Below are 17,929 nucleotides of genomic sequence, written 5' to 3'. Positions count from 1 at the left end.
CCGCAGGAGACAAAATCATGAAAAAAGAAGCAGCCAAGAAGAGCACCCAGTACGTGGCCCGAGAGCCCAACGCCGAGGGCTTTATTGAGTACACCGAGCTGGAACATCAAACCTGGCAGCGCCTGATAGAGCGCCAGCTAGAGGTATTGCCCGGTCGCGCTTGTGATGAGTATATGCACGGCCTTGAGCTGCTCGACCTGCCCCGCGATCGCATCCCCCAGCTTGAGGAAATCTCCTCTGTACTGCGCCGGGAGACTGGCTGGGAAGTGGCACGTGTACCCGCTCTGATCGGCTTTGAAACCTTTTTTGGCCTGCTCGCCGATCGCAAATTCCCTGTTGCCACTTTTATTCGCACCCCTGAGGAATTCGACTACCTACAGGAACCGGATATCTTCCACGAAATTTTTGGCCACTGCGCCATGCTGACCAACCCGGCCTTCGCCAACTTTACCGAGAAATATGGCCAGTTAGGCCTAAAAGCCTCCCCTAAAGAGCGCGCTTATCTGGCGAGACTCTACTGGTTCACCGTGGAGTTCGGTCTGCTCAGCACCGAAGACGGCCTGCGTATTTACGGTGGCGGTATCCTTTCCTCTCCCAAGGAAACCCTCTATGCACTGAGTAATGAACCAGAGCGCTTCGACTTCAGCGCCATCGACGCACTTCGCACGCCTTATCGTATCGACATTGTGCAGCCGGTTTATTATGTTCTGAACAATTTGCAGCAGCTGCAGGAGCTTACCGAAATTGACCTGATGGCCATGGTGCGCGAAGCCATTGAGCTTGGTTTGTTCGAGCCCCGCTTCCCGCCGAAGAATGCCGCCTAAAAGTTATCTGCCGGGCGCTACCACAGCGCCCGGCACTCTCTCTCCCATATCCTTTCAATACCCGCATCCACTTCCTATTTGCACAAAGTGCTCTCATTGAAGTTGCACTTGGGGAAAATTCCACTACCGGCGCAATTCCCATGAGCCTATCGTTACGTCAGGTGGAAAAGGAAGAGGCAAACTACCTGCCAGCCTTCTAACCACCCAGAACATCAAACCACCGCCAGGGCAATGCCAGTGAGGGCTTCTACTTCGATACAGGGACACAAGACCCTAGGCCAAGGGAGCGCTGTAGCACTATGTCCTCACTTGACGCGATTGATAGACACCTGCTCGCTATTCTGCAATCGGACGTCAGCCTTTCTATTGAGGAGCTGGCGGAGCGTGTGGGACTCACAAAGACCCCTTGCTGGCGCCGGGTGCAGAAGCTGGAAAAAAGCGGCATCATCCGCCGCAAGGTCGCCCTGCTCAATGCGGAAATTCTGGGCCTGCCAGTTTCGGTGTTCGCCCAGGTAAAAACCGACCAGCATACCCCGGAGTGGGCAGAAGCCTTCTCAAAGCATGTAGGACAACTACCGGAGGTGGTGGATTGTTACCGAATGGCCGGGGACTACGACTACCTGCTGCGAGTGGTAGTGAGCGATATTTCTGCCTATGACCGCTTTTACAAGGAGTTGATCAGGCACGTAGGCATCAGCGATATCATTTCGAATTTCGCCCTGGAGCAGATCAAAAGCACCACTGAGCTGCCCATTCCCTCAGAAAACCAGGAGTGATAAGGGTTTAGCTGTTCGCCCATCTGTGGATAATGATGAGACCTCGCTCACTTTCAAGGATGACTTGTGGCGGACAGCTCCCTCTTCCAATCCTTCTTTCTCATTTTTAGTGGCGCCGCGATAGTTGCCACCCTGGCACTCTTCGGCCGCCAACCCTTATTAGTCGCCTATATCGCCCTGGGTGTACTGCTGGGACCATCTGGGCTTGCGGTCATCGATAATCTGCGCCTGCTCTCAGATATGTCCAACGTGGGCATCATTTTCCTGCTGTTCCTGCTGGGGCTGGATATGCAGCCCCAGGCATTGGTCTCGGTGCTGCGCAAAGCCACCTTTGTTGGCATTATCAGTTGCGCCATCTTCCTGGGTATTGGTTTTTCTATCGGTCAGCTGTTTGGCTTTACCACTATGGAGAGCTGGGTGATCGGTATGGCCTTGATGTTTTCCAGCACCATTATCGGTATCAAGTTATTGCCTACCACGGTACTACACCACAAGAAGCTGGGGGAGTTGATGGTGGGCCTGTTACTGTTTCAGGATTTTGTCGCCATCGTCTGCTTGATGATTCTGCTCAGTGACAGCAGTGGGGATATGCACCTGGGACAAGTAGCCCTATCTTTCGGAGCCCTGCCCTTATTAGTAGCGTTTGCCTGGGTAGTGGTGAAATACCTATTGTTGCCACTATTTAGCCGTTTCGACCGTTTTCACGAGTATGTGTTTTTGATGGCGCTGGGCTGGTGCATGGGCATGGCGGAACTAGCGGAAACGCTGGGGCTGTCGCGGGAGATCGGCGCATTTATCGCCGGCATCACCCTCGCTGCCAGCCGAATTTCCCAGTACATAGCCCTCAACTTGAAGCCCCTGCGGGATTTCTTTTTGATCCTGTTTTTCTTCAGCCTTGGCGCCCAGTTCAAACTGTCGATGCTGCCGGAAATTCTGGTTCCTGCACTGGTAACTGCCGTGGTGGTGCTGCTAGCCAAGCCGGTGGTATTCCGCTATCTACTCGGTGGCCACAGCGAACTCAAAATATTGGCCTGGGATATCGGCTTCCGCCTGGGACAAATCAGTGAATTCTCCCTACTGATCGCCCTACTGGCCTTTAGCCAGAACCTAATCGGCAGCGAAGCCTCGCACCTGATACAGGCCACCGCCATCCTGACCTTCCTGGTGTCCTCTTATATCGTGGTGATGAATTTCCCCAACCCTATCGCCACCAAAGACGAACTGCGCAGGGATTAAACCTGCGCTGGCCTGACTAGGGATTTAATCGCTACTTTCGCCTTCTCCAACAACAAGGGAATATCCTTTCCGAACATCAGGTAAAGGCAGGGAACCAACAAAAGAGAAATAGCTGTAGCTGCGAGGATTCCGTAGCCGAGGGAAATCGCCATCGGAATCATAAAGCGCGCCTGCACCGAAGTTTCAAAAATCATCGGCATCAGGCCGCAGAAAGTGGTAACTGTAGTCAGCACAATTGGGCGAAAACGGCGCGCCGCTGCACGCTTAATTGCAGTTTCCAGATCAGCACCCTCATTGCGCAAGCGATTGCTGTATTCGATCATCACCAGGGTATCGTTAATAACCACCCCGGCGAGCGCCACCATACCCAGCAGGCTCACCATACTGAGGCCATAGCCCATCCCCAAATGGCCGAGCAACGCGCCGATCACACCGAAGGGAATGGCAATCATCACAATTAATGGCTGTATGTAGCTCTTCAGCGGAATCGCCAGCAACAGGTAGAGCACCGCCATCGCCAGCATAAATGTCATCCCCAGTGAGGCGAGTCCCTCACGCTCATCCGCCTGACGTCCCTCATAGGAGATACCGAGGCCGAGAAATTCCGCTTTCAGTTGCGGCATCACACTGATATTCAGCTCGTTAATCACCAGTGCCGCCTGATCGCTGGGCTCCACATTAGCAGTAACCGTGGTTACCCTACGCCCTTCGCGACGGTTGATTTTGGCGTAGGCCCGCCCCTGCTCAATTTCGACCAGGTCGAGAAGTGGCAGCCACTGGCCATTGCCGGCGCGGATCATCATATTGTGTATATCGTCCATCGTAACCCGCTCAGTTTCCGGCAGGCGCACCATCACCTTCACCTGGTCGCGCCCGCGCTGTTGACGCAAGGCTTCAGCCCCATAGAGGGAGGCTCGCAGCTGGCGGCCAATTTCCTCCGCAGAAACGCCCAAGCTTTTGGCCGTTTCCGTCAGGGTCAAGTCGAGCTGGGTTTTACCGAGAGAAATACCCGCATCGATGTCGCTGACATTGGGGAATTTCTCCAGCTCACCAGCCAAGCGTAATGCGGCCTGTTCCAGTATGTCCGTATCGGTATGGCGGAGCTCTACAGTGAGAGAGGAACCGGCACCGGGCCCACCGCGATCGGATGCAGTAATTGCGCTGAGAGAACCGGCTATCGGCCCTACCTCCCTTCGCCACTGACGTACAAACTCCCCGGTAGAAAAACTGCGCTGATCCGCCGCAACAAAATAGGCATCCACCTGAATCGCATCATCCCCGATCAGGCCACGACTACCGAGGAAAACCTGATCACGATCATATTGTTCGAGCACTCTATCGGCCGCATCAATAATCTGCGCCCTGGCTTTCTCCAACTGCTGTTGAGGGGTACCGGTAGGGAAAGTTACCGCGAAGCGTCCAGAATCCCGCTCCACTCGCGGCATTAAGGTGAAGCCCATACGCCCACTGGCCGCATAGCCCGCCATCACCAACAAGATGGCAATAGCGATGGCAATGGTGCTGTAGCGGTGCGCTACACAAAGATTCAAGAAGGGCCGGAAACGCCTCTGTACAAAACGGTCCAGGCTGCGTGCCAACAATTTTTGTCGAGCGGCGAAACGGCGGGCCCGCCGACTCTTGTAACCCCGACGTGAATGGGCCAGGTGCGCCGGCAAAATAAACAGCGCCTCCACCCAGGAGATGATAAATACCGAACCCACCACGAAAGGAATTACGCCAAAAATCTTGCCCATAAACCCGGGCAGTTCCATTAAAGGAATGAAGGCGACGATATTGGTGAGGATGGCAAAGGTCAGTGGTACCGCTACCTGGCGAGCACCGGCAATAGCCGCCTCTAAATTGCTATAACCTTTCTGCCGCCATTCGTGAATATTTTCCCCGGCGATAATGGCATCATCCACCACAATACCCAGGGCGATAATAAAGGCGAACATACTCACCATGCTGATTGAGATATCCAGCCCAGGCAGAAACAGCAGTGAACCGAGGAAACTGGTGGGAATACCGAGGGTCACCCAAAATGCCAGACGCAACTCCAGGAAGGCACCAAGTACCACAAATACCAGCAGCAGGCCGATAAATCCGTTCTTCAATAGCAGAGAGAGGCGCTCTTTAAAGATCTCCGAGTCGTCATCGCGAATGGTCAGCGTCACTCCTGGCGGCAGGCTGGCTCTGACCTCTTCGAGCACTTCCCGCGCCGCCTCGCTGACACTCATCGGTGTCTGCTCACCTACGCGGTAGATTTTGATACTGACGGCGGGCTCCCCGTTAAACACCATGTTGCGCGCTTCGTCCTCAAGGGCATCGCTGATATTGGCGATATCACGCAGATACACCGGGCCGCCGCCACTGCCACGGGTTACCACCACATTGCCGAACTCGCGCGCCCAATCACGCCGCTCGGTAACCCGAACCAGGATTTCGCCGGCATTGGATTTAACACTGCCGGAGGGAATATCCACCGCCGCGTTTTTTACCACCTGGGCAACTTCTGTCAGAGTCAGGCCATAGCGCCGCAAATCGTCGCGACGTATCTCAACGGCCACTTCCAGATCTCGAACGCCCTGGGCCTCCAACTGGGTGATACCGCTGTGCGCCTCCAGTTTGTCGTACACCTGCATGGCCAGGGCGCGCAAACTGCGATCCTCCAGATTGCCATGCAGGACCAGGTCCAATACATCGCGCTTACGCTCGGCCAGACTCACCTGTGGGCGCTCAATGTCACCGGGGAACGTGGTCACCGAATCAATGGCCTGCTGAATATTCTGAAAAACCAGATTGGCATCCGCATCGCCCTCAAGTTCCAGAATCAGTGAAGCGCTACCCTCGTTGGCCGCACCGCGCATCTCTTTAATGCCGACAATACCCTGTACCGCCTGTTCGGCGGCCACCAATACACCACGCTCCACCTCTTCCGGACTGGCGCCGGGATAAGAAATGGAAACCGTCACCCTATCCAGACTGAACTCAGGAAAAACCTCTTTCTTCACCACCAGGGAGAAAACCAGCCCGCCCACAATCAGGACCAGCATTAACAGGTTGGCGGTTACATGGTTGCGCGCCATCCAGGCGATAGCGCCCTGGCGGGTATCAATAGTCGCATCACTTCTTTTGCGCTCAGTCATTGTCACCCCCAGTTTCACGGCGCCGCGCTCCGGCACCTGGGGCCTCACTGGCTGAAGCGGCAGCATCGGCGGGCAGCTCTTTGACCGAACGGGGGCCTGCGGCAATCCGCACCGGCATACCTTCGGTAACGGTGATCAGACGAGTCGTAACCAGGGTTTCCCCACCGTTTAGCCCCTTATCGAGCACTGCGAAATCGCCGCTGGTATAGGCAACCTCAACCGGCTGAATACTGGTACGATTGTCACGCACTACCCAAACCAGGTTGTCATCTTGCAGAGCCGTAAGGGGGATTCGCACCAGCGCTTCCTCAGCCCGTGAGACAATTTCCACCCTGGCCAAATCATTCAGCAAAAGCTGGGGCTGAGAGGGGTCCAATACAGAGAGAGGATCTTTCAATTCCACCAGTACGCGTGCCAGCCGCCCCTGCTCCTCAAGCACTGGTATCACCCGAACAAACTCTCCCTGGCGGAAACTGCCGGCGGGCCACTGACTGCCATAAATGCGGACTTCCACATCGCCACTATCCAGACGGTGTAATTGGCTAGCAGGTACCTCAACAGCAATCTGGAAGCGGCTAGCGCTGGCCAAACTGTAGAGATTAATCCCGGGGGATACCCGATCCCCCACATCCACATTACGCGCCACCACTAATGCGTCAAAAGGGGCACGCACTTCGGTCAGGCGCAGATTGCGCTGCGCCAGAGCCACCTCGACCTCCGCCGACTGCACGGCTGCTTCAGCCGCAGCTTTCTGGGGTTCACGCAATACCAGTGCGCGGTCGACTTCTCCCAGAGCAGTGCCGAGCAGCTCGTACTCTTCCTGTGCCACCTGCTGCTGCCCCAACTCCTGCTGTAACTCCGCACGCCGGCCAGCGAGGGTGCTCTGAGCAGATTTCAGGGCCAATTGGTAGGGTTCAGAATCAATACGCAGCAGCACTTTACCTTTGGGTAGAACCGCGCCCGGCCCCAGATCGTAGTCGAGCCATTCCACCTGCCCGTCTACCAAAGGCTGCAACTCCGCCAATTCGCGCGCGGTCACTTTTCCCAGGGCGCTTAAAGTCATGGGGAAACTCCCCTGCTCCGCCACAGCCACATCCACAGCCGGCGGTGGCATCTTGCGCTCACCGCGAGAGACTGTGGGTTTCTCCCGCAGCATCCAGGCGGCAATCACAGCTGCCAACACCAGTAAAGCCACAGGTATGAGCGAGCGCGGATTGAACTTCTTTAACATCAACTATTTCCCTCCAAGTACAACTCCAGGTCTGCGGGCTCCGGTTCGGGCAGATCTTGCTGCGGCAGCCCCCCGGACAGTGCGCGATATAATGTGACTCGGTTTTGCAGCAGCTGGCGTTCGGCAGACAACACCTCACGAGCCAGGCTCTGCTGTTCGGTGGTAGCCGTCAGCAGATTGAGAAAATCGACAGCACCGCGTGTATAGGCACGGTTGCGCCGCTGCACGATCAGGTCGGATAAACGCTTTCGTTCTCGCAGGTGTTCGAGTTCCCGATTCAAGGCACCTTCGCGAATCAGGGCCTGCTCGACTTCTGACAGTGCCTGGTTCACGGTTTCTCGATATAGCGCCCAACGTTCCTGCAAAGCCGCATCCTGTTGCTGCCTTGCGGAACTGAGCGCACCGCCATCGAAGATCACCCCTTCCAGGGAGGCGGCGATAGCCAACAGCCAGTTCTCGGTAATATCACTGATGAGGCTGGTACCGTTACTGGCCACAGCGGATAGACTCAGTACGGGCAGCCTGTCCGCCCAAGCCTGATCCGCCAGGTGGTAATCCTGCACCAGCTTGCGCTGGGCTTCCCGTACATCTGGGCGCCGTAGCAACAGTTGCGATGGGATGCCTGTATCAGGCAGGGCCGGCAAAAACGGCAGACTCGCCTCTTTGTGGATATATCCAGTCAACTGATCCGGATTGATGCCCAGTAAAGTGGCCAGTTGCACCTTCAGCACTTCAATATCGGCGCCTGTCTGTTCCAGCTCCTGCTCAGAGCGCTGCACCAACTGGCGCTGCTGCAGCACATCGGCGGCGTCGCTGACCCCGCGTGCAAAACGCGACTCCAGCACCCTGAGAGACTTCCGATTAATTTCCAGCTGCTGCAGCAGTAAGTTGTGCTGCCCCCACTGTTCGCACAGCTGTAACCAGGTTGAGGAGACTTCCGCCGCGAGGCTCAGAGCGGCGGTCTGTAGATTTTGCTGCTGGGCCTGAAGCCCTGCCTCAGCCGCGCTGGCTCCTGCGCGCACGCGTCCCCAGAGATCCAGCTCATAACTGGCAGCGATACGGGTACTCCAGCTGTTACCCTCGTTGGAAGGGTCGGTAAATTCCCCAGAGGAGTAGCGCTGCTCGGTATTTTCTATCTGGGCCGTCACTCGGGGGAACAGCCCTGAACGGGCTCCACGGGCCGCCGCCGCAGCTTGGCGCAGGCGCCAATAGCTGGCCTGCAAGCTGGGATTATCCCGCAGAGACAGTTCTATCAGCTGGTCGAGCTGAGGATCTTCAAACCCTCGCCACCACCGGACATCGGCCGCCTCAGTACCCGAGGCGCTGAATGTCTGCGGCAGAGACAAAATATCCTGCGGCTCGACAGTCTCAAGGGGCTGAGAGGAACAGCTGGCCAGCAGTGGAACACAAATTGCCAAAACACGGTAAAAGCCCAAGAAAAATCACCGGAAAAGTTTTTAAAAACAGGAAAAACAGAGAATTATTGCGCCCATTATCTTCCGACAAAAATTGCTCGCAAGGCGTTTTACCCTTGTTTACACAGCCATGCTCAAACCAGTCTAAATTTTGCTGCCGTTAGGAGTGCCCCATCGCAGCTACTTAGGTATGATGCGCCACAATAAACTGAATGGTCACTGGGTTTTGCCGCGGGATGCTTGCCAATGTCCCTTTCAAGATTCGGCAACTTTTTGCCGGATTGGCGACAAACCCCGGTGCCGATTAATAACGGAAGAAGTAGAAGAGACTAGCCATGAGTAAACATCAGCCACTCGCCCACTGGGACGATATCCTGCTGCTGGACCAGCAGTTGACCGACGAAGAACGCATGGTGCGCGATGCCGCACGCGAATACTGTCAGAACAAGCTGATGCCGAGGGTCTTGGAGGCCAACCGCCACGAGATTTTCGACCGTGAAATCATGAGCGAAATGGGCGAGCTGGGCCTGCTGGGCTCCACCATCGAAGGCTACGGCTGTGCCGGTCTCAACTACGTTTCCTACGGCCTGGTAGCCCGCGAAGTCGAGCGGGTGGACTCTGGCTACCGCTCCGCAATGAGCGTGCAATCCAGCCTGGTAATGCACCCGATCTACGCCTACGGCAGCGAAGAACAGAAGCAAAAATACCTGCCCAAACTGGCCAGCGGTGAGTGGGTTGGCTGTTTTGGTCTGACCGAGCCGGATGCAGGTTCCGATCCCGGCGGTATGAAAACCCGCGCCAAAAAAGTAGACGGCGGCTACCGCATCAGCGGCGCCAAGATGTGGATCACCAACAGCCCCATCGCCGATGTATTCGTAGTTTGGGCCAAAGATGACGAAGACATCATTCGCGGTTTCGTACTAGAGAAGGGTATGGAAGGCCTGAGCGCGCCGAAGATCGAGGGCAAGTTCTCCCTGCGCGCCTCCATCACCGGCGAGATCGTGATGGACAATGTCTTCGTACCCGAAGAAAACAAGTTCCCCGAAATTGGCGGACTGCGCGGCCCCTTCGGCTGTCTGAATCGCGCCCGCTACGGTATTTCCTGGGGCGCCATGGGTGCCGGTGAGTTCTGCTGGCACGCAGCGCGCCAGTACGGCCTGGACCGCAAGCAGTTCAACCGCCCACTGGCTCAAACCCAGCTGTTCCAGAAGAAGCTGGCCGACATGCAAACCGAAATCACCCTGGGCCTGCAGGCTTCCCTGCGCGTTGGCCGCATCATGGATGAGAACAAGCAGTTCGACCCCACCATGATCTCCCTAGTGAAACGCAATAACTGCGGTAAGGCCCTGGATATCGCCCGCATTTCCCGCGATATGCACGGCGGCAATGGTATCTCCGACGAGTTCCACGTGATTCGCCATGTGATGAACCTGGAAGCGGTAAATACTTACGAGGGCACCCACGATGTTCACGCCCTGATTCTAGGCCGTGCCCAAACCGGCCTACAGGCGTTCATCTAACGCCTCACCGGGCGCCACCCGCGGCATACGCGGGTGGCGCGCTCGCAGTAAACTTTTCTCCCTTTAGCGCACTGCTATTGCCTGGCCTGTGCCTCTATCGCCTGCACATTAATCACGCAAAAAGCAATTCCGATAAAAACCAATAGAGATGCACCCCACTCCATCGCATCCATCGATTCGCCTAAAATCACCCAGGATCCCATCAAACCAAATACCGGTACCAGCAGCCCAAAAGGGGCAACAAAAGCAGCTGAATAACGCCTAATCAAGTCCCCCCACCAAACATAAGCGAGCAACGTAAGGAATAAGCTTTGATAGAGGATCGCACCCCAGGCTATTGGCGAGGCCTCCATTAAATGCTGAACGGGCTTTCGAGTTTCCAGGAAATAGGACAATACGAATAGAGGAATTGGCGGCACCAGCGATGCCCAGACCATCAGATGGAATAAATTTACTCCCCGCATTCTTTTCAAAGCCAGATTAGCAATGGCCCAAGCCATACCCGAGCCCATCAAGAGCAAAAACCCTTTCTGTGTTGTGGCCCCTCCCTTATCAGCATCAATGAAAAACAATGTAAAGCCAGCGGCCGCTATCAACAGACCCACAAGCTGCTGCCAACTTATTTTTTCCGCAAAAAAGCAGATACTGAAAATTAAGGTGAAAATCACTTGTGATTGCACCAGCAGCGAGGCAATTCCTGCCTGCGCATCAGTGCGCATCGCCAAGTAAACCAGTCCCGTAGTGAGAAGCTGTAAAAATACGCCGATCAGGACAACATTCCATACTGAGGTTTTCGGAAAAGGGAAAAACCAAACAAATGGAATAGACGCCAAGGCATATCTCATCGCCGTGAGCATCAAAGGGGGAACATCACTGAGAGCCAACTTAACAATCGGATAGGCCATACCAATGATGAATACACAAGCCAGTGCTTTTAAAATGCTATGAATTGGCATGTTAAGAGTTATCCATCCTGCGCTTCTGCCTGTTTCGCTGCCACTTCAGCACGCTCTCTTTTTAGCGTTTATAGGGGGGTAAAAATTTTTGGAACGGAAGAAAACAACTCCCCGCTTTGCCAAACATAGCAACCACTAACGGAATTGCTCTAATGCCCCACTCTGCACGACCTCACACTTCTCTCCAGCGGCAAAGTAGACGATTCCCTTTGCTTAAATAGAAGTGCTATTCTCCCCTGCCCGCCAATTCCAGGATGTAATGATGATATGGATGAGCTGCTGCATTGGTTCGATATGATCGGTATCGCAGTCTTTGCCTTTAGTGGCGTACTCGCTGCAGGTCACAAGCAGATGGATTTATTTGGCGCAGTAGTACTCGCCTGTGTTACCTCTACGGGAGGCGGCACCATCCGGGACATCATCCTCAATATCCCCGTATTTTGGCTGCAGGACACCTACTATTTGTGGATTGCTGTCGCGACAGGTGTAATTAGTTTTTACCTGATACGCTATCTACAGGTACCCATGCGCCTGCTGATGGTGGCAGACGCTATCGGCCTCTCGGTGTTTGTAGTAATCGGCACGCAGAAAGGTTTAGAACTTGGCTATTCCGCCACTATTGCGATCGTAATGGGCATGATGACCGCCACCTTCGGAGGAGTAATTCGCGATGTACTTTCCGGCGATATCCCATTGCTCTTGCGCCGGGAGATCTATGCCACAGCAGCTCTTACCGGCGCCGCTGTATTAGTTGCCTTGGATGCCAGTGGCAAGTTGCCGGGGGATCTGGTGATTGCCATCGCTGTAGTGGTGACCTTGTCAATTCGCTTAGCGGCCTTGCGATGGAATCTATCCGCTCCCATTGCCCGATTTGGCAATCATTGAGCGGCTCAATTTACAAAACCCAGAACTTTTTCGGCTCACAGGAATACTCTTAGTGCGAAACTTCCGCCCACTGACCGCCTCCATCATTTTGATCGGCCTGCTGATGAGTGCCTGTGATCGGTCTGAACAGGGGGCAACTTCCCCCACAGCGAAAAAGCCCAGAAGTTATACCCACCTATACCCCAGATCCTGCTGGTTCAAAACAGACGACAGCTGGCCCGCCACTCAGTGCTTCATGATGGAGGTACCGGAGGATTACGCCCATCCAGAAAGGCGCAAAATCCGCTTCCCGGTTATACGCTTTCGCGCCAAGAATCCAGCGCCAAACAAGGCCCCGCTGCTGCATCTCGGGGCGGGAGGCCCCGGTGCCAGCATGGGCCTGGAACCGGAAAACGCCAGCGATTGGCTGTGGCTGAATTACGCCGCCATGACTGTAGAGGATGGGCGCGACCTGATTGTGATAGACCCGCGCGGCACCGGCATGGCAAGGCCGCGTCTTACCTGCAGCGAATTTATCGAAGATGCGCAGACAGCTTTCCAACGCAACCTCTCCCCGGAAGAAGAAGCGCGAGTCTTCGCCTTCAGTATGGAGCGCTGCTATAGCCGCCTGAGCAAGGGCGCAGATATGGCGCAATACAACAGCTCGGTGATTGCAAGGGATGTAGATGAACTACGCAAGCGGTTAAAAATCGATAAACTCGACCTCTACGGCGTTTCCTACTCCTCTCGCTATGCCCTCACCTATGCGCGGGATTTCCCCGATTCAACCCGCGCCTTGGTACTCAACAGCGCCGTCTTTCCTAATATTGTCTACACCCAACAGTTGGCACAAGATTCACTGGCAGCTTACGAGCGCGGCCTCAAGCACTGTATTGAAGATGCGAAATGTAACAGCCGCTACCCAGACTTGCGTCGCCGCCTGGAAAATCTGGTGCAAACCCTGGATGAAGAGCCGCGCACGATCTCCATCAAACACCGCTATTCCAACCAACCCTATCCCTTTGTACTCACTGGCCAACGCTTGCTGCGGGTACTGTTCCAGGCCCTATACAACGAGAACTTTTACAGTGAATTACCAAAACTCATTGAGGGCCTGGAAAACAGTGGCGATGAAGGTCTGAAGCCCGCGCAAAAGGCCATAGGGCACTTTATGGAGATCGTATTGGACCCCTACTTCGGCGATGCCGCCGGAGTCAGCCATTTCTGCTATGAGGAAGCCCCCTTTGTCGATTTCGACGAGGCCCGCGAGAGCGCCGAAGACACCGGCATTCTCGGTGGCGCCGTGCGCTCAGACCTGAAGCTGCTGCAACTACAATGCCGAATCTGGGCGATCCCCGCCGCACCACTGCTGGAATCACAACCCATCGCCACTCCCGCGCCGGTTATGGTGTTACACGGCGGCCTAGATCCTGTTTTATCAGCCGAAGATGTAGATGTAGCGCGCAAGGCACTACCCAATCATCAGTGGCTGCTCTTCCCTCAATTGGCACACGATATTATTTCCGCCAGCAGCTGTGCCGAAAAAGCGGCAGCACGCTTTCTCGATAACCCGACAAGCGACCAGACCGAGCCCACCAAAATCTGCCGCCAGCAGGAGCTGGCCGATCAGATCCAGGATGAACAGCAGGGGCAGAACCAAGATGAACAGACAGAGGCTCCTTCCAGCGGAGTACAGGCCCCAGAAAGCAGCCCTTAATCAATTGGTGTCTTTGAACGACAGCAGGAAACAGCATGGACAGAGTTCGCAGCGCTTCGCTTATTGAGGTGGAAGACTTACAAGAATTAATCGCTAAAAAAACCGTAGGGATTCTGGATTGTCGCTATGACCTCGCCGATAAGGAGAGTGGCGTCCTGGCGTATGCAGCGGGGCATATTCCCGGAGCCCACTATGCCAGCCTGCATAGGGACTTATCGGCCCCTACCCATCAATTAGGTGGGCGCCATCCTATGCCCAGCAGCGCCCAGTTCCAACAGTTCGCCCGCAAACTGGAGATCAACACCGAGACGCCAGTCGTTGTCTACGATGATAATCGCCTGGGCTTTGCCGCACGGGCTTGGTTCCTGTTTTTCTTCTTTGGCCACACCAATATTAAGGTTCTCAATGGGGGCCTGCGGGCTTGGCTCGATGCCGGCCTATCGCTAGAGACCCGTGAACCCGCCACCACACCAGAAGGTAATTTCAAAGCAAACCCCAAAGATAACCTGCTGGTGCACTACGAAACCCTCAAGGCCTCCCTGGGCAACGCTCCCTGGCAGCTGATCGATGCCCGCGATAAGGATCGCTTCGCCGGAAAGCACGAACCCATAGACCCTATTGCCGGCCATATTCCCAGTGCGATAAACCAACCCTGGCGCGAAATGACCGATGATGCAGGTAAAGTGAAGTCAACTGCAGCACTCCAAGCACTATGGGACGCTCGCTCCGATGGACGCCCGATTCTGAATTACTGCGGCTCCGGGGTGACAGCTTGTGTGAACTATTTTGCCCAACAACTTGCCGGACGCCGGGACTCCCTGCTCTATCCCGGCAGCTGGAGTGACTGGTGCGCGCATCAACGGCAAGGGAAATAAAGCGGAAAGCAGCGCCCTCAATAAACGCACCATGAGTTGACAAGACAGGCCATGAAAATGCTGAGCAAGAAATAAAATGAGATTATTGGGCAGGCAGGATTAAGGGGCGGTGATTACCGCCCCTCTGGCCAAACGGATCTGACTCAATCGTACATGGGGTTGCGCAATATTGGACAGATGGCCTCTTTATTTTTCGCCATATACTGCTGGTGGTATTCCTCGGCGTAATAAAATGGCTGGGCCATGCTGATTTCGGTAGTAATCTCACCGCGCTGCTTTTCGTTCAAGGCTGCTTGCACCGCTTCTTTACTCGCTTCCGCTTCTTTCTTTTGCCCCTCGTGAGTGCAGAAAATACAGGAGCGGTATTGGGAACCGATATCATTGCCCTGGCGCATTCCCTGGGTGGGATCATGCATATCCCAAAAAGTTTTTAGTAATTCCGAGTAGCTGACCTTGTTGGGGTCAAACACTACCTTAACGACTTCGGCATGCCCGGTACGCCCACTACATACCTCATCGTAATTTGGATTCTCGGTGGCACCATCCGAGTAACCCACCGCAGTGGCATAGACACCGTCAATGTCCCAAAACTGTTTCTCCGCACCCCAGAAACATCCCATGCCAAAGATTGCGACTTCCATGCCTTCGGGGAATGGTTCCTGGATTGAGTTGCCGTTGACATGATGGATACCGGTGATTTCCATCGGCTGTGGTCGGCCGGGCAAAATCTGATCCGCATCCGGGATCTGGAATTTGTCGTATTGCATACTGTTATCTCAAGTGCTGAAATTTTCTTCAAACAGGATAGCCACAAGCCCTCATTCCGCCCAGAGATTGGAAAGGCTTGAGGCGAGCCATGTTAACCTGACAATCCATGGGATCGAAAAGATATTTAAGCCCTGGGCACAAACTTGGCAAGTGCAGAACCTAAGGAGCCGCCATTGGCACGTTTAATTCTTCTAATACTGATCTTACTCGGCATCTGGTATGCCTGGCAGAAAATCAAGTCCAGCTCTAAAGGCGATAGGCGCAAACAGATTTTCTTTATCACCCTACTGGGTGCAGCAGTCATCGTAGTGTTACTAGCCATCAGCGGAAGGCTGCACTGGGTCGGTGCCATGGTTCTGCTGATCCTACCGGTGCTGGGCCGCCTGCTCAATCAACTCACTCGTTTAATGCCCTGGCTGGCCCCCTTGTTCGAGCGTTATGCGCGCAATCGACAAAATCAAAGCCAACAACAAGAACAGGAACCCCATCAGGAACAAAAAGCCGCCCAGGCTGACCAAGGGCCGCCTCTGAGTGAACACGAAGCGCGACGAATTCTAGGCGTTGGCGCCAATGCCGGACGCGATGAAATTATCGGCGCTCACCGCAAGCTTATTCAAAAACTACACCCGGATCGCGGCGGCAACGACTATCTAGCCTCACGAGTAAATGCCGCCAAAGAACTGCTGCTGAATACGCTCTGATCGCAACTCTTTATCAGGGCAAGGTTATTCTGCTACTCGACACAAGAGGTGAACATAGCGCGCCAACTGGCGATAAGGATCGGTCTGAGAATACTCCAATTCTTTTTGTACGATTGCCGCAGCGGGTAACTTGTCACGAATAGCAGGCGTCATAAAATCGTGAAAGCAACGAATACCGCTGTGGCAGATCACCTCAAAACCGGCCTCCTGCAGCCAATCACTCACCCACTCCAATAGCAGTGGGTTTTGTGGTGTCAGGCTCCCGGGGTGCCCACCCCAATAGTCTTCATCGATATTGCGCTCCAACTGACGAAAGCTGCCGCGCTGCAACAACCGAAACTCCAGCGCGCGCCGATTGTAAAAAGTGAGGGACAAATGGCCACCCGGCTTGAGCAAACGGTGTAGCTGCTGTAAGGCCAAGCGTGGCTCCTCCAGCCATTCAAGCACTGCATGGCAAATCACAAGGTCCGCGCCCTGCAACGCTTTCATCTGCGCCAACGCCTGTAGGGGCTTATGCAAAAGGGTTACCCGCTTTTGTAAATGTCTCGCCTCAACTTCAGCGGCAGCGTGCTCCAGCATTTGCGCCGAAATATCTGCCAAGTACACCTGATGCCCCGCAGCCGCCAGGTCCATGGCAAAGTGCCCCTGGCCACCACCTGCATCCACGATTTTTAAGGTGCGCGACTCCCGGCTGACGATCGCAGCTAAATCCCGATTCAACACCGCCAGACGGATATCCCCCTTGAGGCCGCCATAAATACGATCGCGAAATCGATGCGCCAGGTCGTCAAAGTTCTTGTCACTGAAACCTGCCTCACTCATGGAGCCCCACCATTTACAACTTCTCTCGCGCGGCGCTCGTTTTCCGCAATCTTATCGCGTAGCGCTAAATCCATATTCACCCCCAGCACCTCTGCCAACTTACACAGGTACATCTGGATATCCGCCAGCTCTGTAGCAACTTCTTTAGCATTCTCACTTTGCATCAGTGAATGAATATCCGCGTCTTCGCGCCATTGAAAATGCCGATTCAACTCAGCCACCTCTACCGAAAGTGCCACCCCCAGGTTCTTTGCAGTATGTAGTTGCTCCCAGCCCCGTAGCTTGGCTACCTTGTCAAAAGCCGCCACAATTTCACTATTTTCCACTGAACTTCTTCCTCTGCTGGCGCTCCAGGCCGCCCTCCCGCGCCGCCAAAATCGAGTTGAGTGCGCGGGACATAAATTCCCGCCGATACAAAACACAAACCACAAAAAGGTAACCGGCAATAAACAGCAGCGGATGGATAAACCAGCCCAGCACCGACATGGAAAAGTAATAGGAGCGCAGGCCGTAGTTATAACTGTGCCCGGCGTGGTCGATCACCTTAGCGGTGCTGATAGCAAAACGAAGGCGCTCATCCTCCGACAGTTCACCCGCTTCCGGCGGAGGTGCGGCTCCAATCAACACATTGGCAAACGAGTATTGGCGCAGGGACCAGGTGAAATTGAAAAAGGCGAAAATAAAAATCAGGATAAGCAGCATCACTTTTAGTTCAAACTGCTCAACCGTGGTGGGCTCGGCAAAAGGCAAGCTGGTGAGTACTTCGATGGCAGCTTTATTCGCCGTCAAGGCCGTCACCAGGCCCGCCAAAATTAGAATACTAGTGGAGGCAAAAAAACCAATCACCCGCTCAAGGTTACTGAGGATTGCGGTATCTGCCATGCGCATATCCCGATCGAGCATGCGCAGCATCCACTCCACCCGGTACCACTGTAATGATGATGTGAGACACCAAGTCTCTTTGGCTTTCTTGCGTGCAAAGACGGTGTAACCGACCCATGTGATTAAAAAGCCAGTGACGCTGGCGATATCCAACCAGGACAACCTCTATCTCCCTGTTCGTCTACATTTATGCCGG

General features: G+C 54.6%; 16 protein-coding genes. 8 read left to right on the top strand and 8 right to left on the bottom strand.

What is annotated here, in order from left to right; genetic code table 11:
- Window positions 1–17: 17 nt before the first annotated feature.
- The 3 genes from phhA to ACJJH9_RS08600 all read left to right on the top strand — a co-directional run bounded on the left by phhA (window position 18) and on the right by ACJJH9_RS08600 (window position 2,836).
- Entirely contained in the window at window positions 18–824 is an 807-nt protein-coding gene (phhA, locus tag ACJJH9_RS08610) for a phenylalanine 4-monooxygenase (protein ID WP_252085750.1), read from the top strand.
- Between the two features lie 299 nt (window positions 825–1,123).
- Window positions 1,124–1,600 carry an Lrp/AsnC family transcriptional regulator gene (locus ACJJH9_RS08605; protein ID WP_252085749.1) on the top strand — a complete coding sequence of 159 codons (477 nt, stop codon included), beginning with the start codon at window positions 1,124–1,126 and terminating at the stop codon, window positions 1,598–1,600.
- A gap of 66 nt (window positions 1,601–1,666) precedes the next feature.
- Window positions 1,667–2,836: a cation:proton antiporter domain-containing protein gene (locus ACJJH9_RS08600; RefSeq protein WP_252085748.1), complete on the top strand. Its 1,170-nt coding sequence runs from the start codon at window positions 1,667–1,669 to the stop codon at window positions 2,834–2,836.
- On the opposite strand, the gene ACJJH9_RS08595 is transcribed toward ACJJH9_RS08600, so the two are convergent.
- Genes ACJJH9_RS08595 through ACJJH9_RS08585 form a run of 3 tightly spaced genes read right to left on the bottom strand, consistent with a single transcriptional unit; the run spans window position 2,833 to window position 8,649 of the window.
- On the bottom strand, window positions 2,833–5,982 hold the full coding sequence (locus tag ACJJH9_RS08595; protein ID WP_444924962.1) for an efflux RND transporter permease subunit: 3,150 nt from the start codon (window positions 5,980–5,982) through the stop codon (window positions 2,833–2,835). The genes ACJJH9_RS08600 and ACJJH9_RS08595 overlap by 4 nt on opposite strands.
- Window positions 5,975–7,213: an efflux RND transporter periplasmic adaptor subunit gene (locus ACJJH9_RS08590; protein ID WP_444924961.1), complete on the bottom strand. Its 1,239-nt coding sequence runs from the start codon at window positions 7,211–7,213 to the stop codon at window positions 5,975–5,977. The genes ACJJH9_RS08595 and ACJJH9_RS08590 overlap by 8 nt, the downstream gene beginning before the upstream one ends.
- Window positions 7,213–8,649: an efflux transporter outer membrane subunit gene (locus tag ACJJH9_RS08585; RefSeq protein ID WP_444924960.1), complete on the bottom strand. Its 1,437-nt coding sequence runs from the start codon at window positions 8,647–8,649 to the stop codon at window positions 7,213–7,215. Before ACJJH9_RS08585 ends, ACJJH9_RS08590 begins: the two co-directional genes overlap by 1 nt.
- 314 nt (window positions 8,650–8,963) lie before the next feature.
- Here ACJJH9_RS08585 and ACJJH9_RS08580 point away from each other — a divergent pair, with 314 nt between their 5' ends.
- The gene (locus ACJJH9_RS08580) at window positions 8,964–10,148 is read left to right on the top strand and encodes an acyl-CoA dehydrogenase (RefSeq protein WP_444924959.1); all 1,185 of its coding nucleotides are present in this window, start codon (window positions 8,964–8,966) and stop codon (window positions 10,146–10,148) included.
- A 74-nt stretch (window positions 10,149–10,222) separates the two neighbouring features.
- Here ACJJH9_RS08580 and ACJJH9_RS08575 read toward each other — a convergent pair whose 3' ends face one another.
- The gene (locus ACJJH9_RS08575) at window positions 10,223–11,104 is read right to left on the bottom strand and encodes a DMT family transporter (protein WP_444924958.1); all 882 of its coding nucleotides are present in this window, start codon (window positions 11,102–11,104) and stop codon (window positions 10,223–10,225) included.
- Window positions 11,105–11,371: 267 nt separating this feature from the next.
- On the opposite strand from ACJJH9_RS08575, the gene ACJJH9_RS08570 reads away from it, so the two are divergent.
- The 3 genes from ACJJH9_RS08570 to ACJJH9_RS08560 are packed head-to-tail and all read left to right on the top strand — an operon-like array spanning window position 11,372 to window position 14,560.
- On the top strand, window positions 11,372–11,989 hold the full coding sequence (locus ACJJH9_RS08570) for a trimeric intracellular cation channel family protein (RefSeq protein ID WP_252085742.1): 618 nt from the start codon (window positions 11,372–11,374) through the stop codon (window positions 11,987–11,989).
- Window positions 11,990–12,041: 52 nt separating this feature from the next.
- Window positions 12,042–13,685: an alpha/beta fold hydrolase gene (locus ACJJH9_RS08565; protein WP_444924957.1), complete on the top strand. Its 1,644-nt coding sequence runs from the start codon at window positions 12,042–12,044 to the stop codon at window positions 13,683–13,685.
- Window positions 13,686–13,720: 35 nt separating this feature from the next.
- Window positions 13,721–14,560 carry a sulfurtransferase gene (locus ACJJH9_RS08560; protein WP_444924956.1) on the top strand — a complete coding sequence of 280 codons (840 nt, stop codon included), beginning with the start codon at window positions 13,721–13,723 and terminating at the stop codon, window positions 14,558–14,560.
- A gap of 143 nt (window positions 14,561–14,703) precedes the next feature.
- On the opposite strand, the gene msrA is transcribed toward ACJJH9_RS08560, so the two are convergent.
- Window positions 14,704–15,327 carry a peptide-methionine (S)-S-oxide reductase MsrA gene (gene msrA / locus ACJJH9_RS08555; RefSeq protein ID WP_444885109.1) on the bottom strand — a complete coding sequence of 208 codons (624 nt, stop codon included), beginning with the start codon at window positions 15,325–15,327 and terminating at the stop codon, window positions 14,704–14,706.
- Window positions 15,328–15,501: 174 nt separating this feature from the next.
- On the opposite strand from msrA, the gene ACJJH9_RS08550 reads away from it, so the two are divergent.
- Complete coding sequence (locus ACJJH9_RS08550; RefSeq protein ID WP_444924955.1) at window positions 15,502–16,029, top strand: J domain-containing protein; 528 nt, start codon at window positions 15,502–15,504, stop codon at window positions 16,027–16,029.
- A gap of 24 nt (window positions 16,030–16,053) precedes the next feature.
- Here the strand turns inward: ACJJH9_RS08550 and ACJJH9_RS08545 are convergent, their stop codons facing one another.
- The 3 genes from ACJJH9_RS08545 to ACJJH9_RS08535 are packed head-to-tail and all read right to left on the bottom strand — an operon-like array spanning window position 16,054 to window position 17,895.
- The gene (locus tag ACJJH9_RS08545) at window positions 16,054–16,851 is read right to left on the bottom strand and encodes a methyltransferase (RefSeq protein WP_444924954.1); all 798 of its coding nucleotides are present in this window, start codon (window positions 16,849–16,851) and stop codon (window positions 16,054–16,056) included.
- A complete protein-coding gene (locus tag ACJJH9_RS08540) occupies window positions 16,848–17,177 on the bottom strand; it encodes a nucleotide pyrophosphohydrolase (RefSeq protein WP_444924953.1) in 330 nt (109 codons plus the stop codon). The genes ACJJH9_RS08545 and ACJJH9_RS08540 overlap by 4 nt, the downstream gene beginning before the upstream one ends.
- Window positions 17,167–17,895: a DUF599 domain-containing protein gene (locus ACJJH9_RS08535; protein ID WP_252085735.1), complete on the bottom strand. Its 729-nt coding sequence runs from the start codon at window positions 17,893–17,895 to the stop codon at window positions 17,167–17,169. The genes ACJJH9_RS08540 and ACJJH9_RS08535 overlap by 11 nt, the downstream gene beginning before the upstream one ends.
- Window positions 17,896–17,929 lie beyond the last annotated feature (34 nt).

Source organism: Microbulbifer mixtoriginis (SeqCode) (genome assembly GCF_052466715.1).
Note: the sequence above shows the minus strand (reverse complement) of the source record. Positions and strands in the feature narration are given on the sequence as shown.

What these genes read in the sequence shown, in the direction of transcription:
- ACJJH9_RS08605 (WP_252085749.1), top strand. Translation starts at nt 1,124, where the DNA reads ATGTCCTCACTTGACGCGATTGATAGACACCTGCTCGCTATTCTGCAA.
- ACJJH9_RS08590 (WP_444924961.1), bottom strand. Translation starts at nt 7,213, where the DNA reads ATGTTAAAGAAGTTCAATCCGCGCTCGCTCATACCTGTGGCTTTACTG.
- ACJJH9_RS08575 (WP_444924958.1), bottom strand. Translation starts at nt 11,104, where the DNA reads ATGCCAATTCATAGCATTTTAAAAGCACTGGCTTGTGTATTCATCATT.
- ACJJH9_RS08580 (WP_444924959.1), top strand. Translation starts at nt 8,964, where the DNA reads ATGAGTAAACATCAGCCACTCGCCCACTGGGACGATATCCTGCTGCTG.
- ACJJH9_RS08595 (WP_444924962.1), bottom strand. Translation starts at nt 5,982, where the DNA reads ATGACTGAGCGCAAAAGAAGTGATGCGACTATTGATACCCGCCAGGGC.
- ACJJH9_RS08570 (WP_252085742.1), top strand. Translation starts at nt 11,372, where the DNA reads ATGGATGAGCTGCTGCATTGGTTCGATATGATCGGTATCGCAGTCTTT.
- ACJJH9_RS08560 (WP_444924956.1), top strand. Translation starts at nt 13,721, where the DNA reads ATGGACAGAGTTCGCAGCGCTTCGCTTATTGAGGTGGAAGACTTACAA.
- msrA (WP_444885109.1), bottom strand. Translation starts at nt 15,327, where the DNA reads ATGCAATACGACAAATTCCAGATCCCGGATGCGGATCAGATTTTGCCC.
- phhA (WP_252085750.1), top strand. Translation starts at nt 18, where the DNA reads ATGAAAAAAGAAGCAGCCAAGAAGAGCACCCAGTACGTGGCCCGAGAG.
- ACJJH9_RS08545 (WP_444924954.1), bottom strand. Translation starts at nt 16,851, where the DNA reads ATGAGTGAGGCAGGTTTCAGTGACAAGAACTTTGACGACCTGGCGCAT.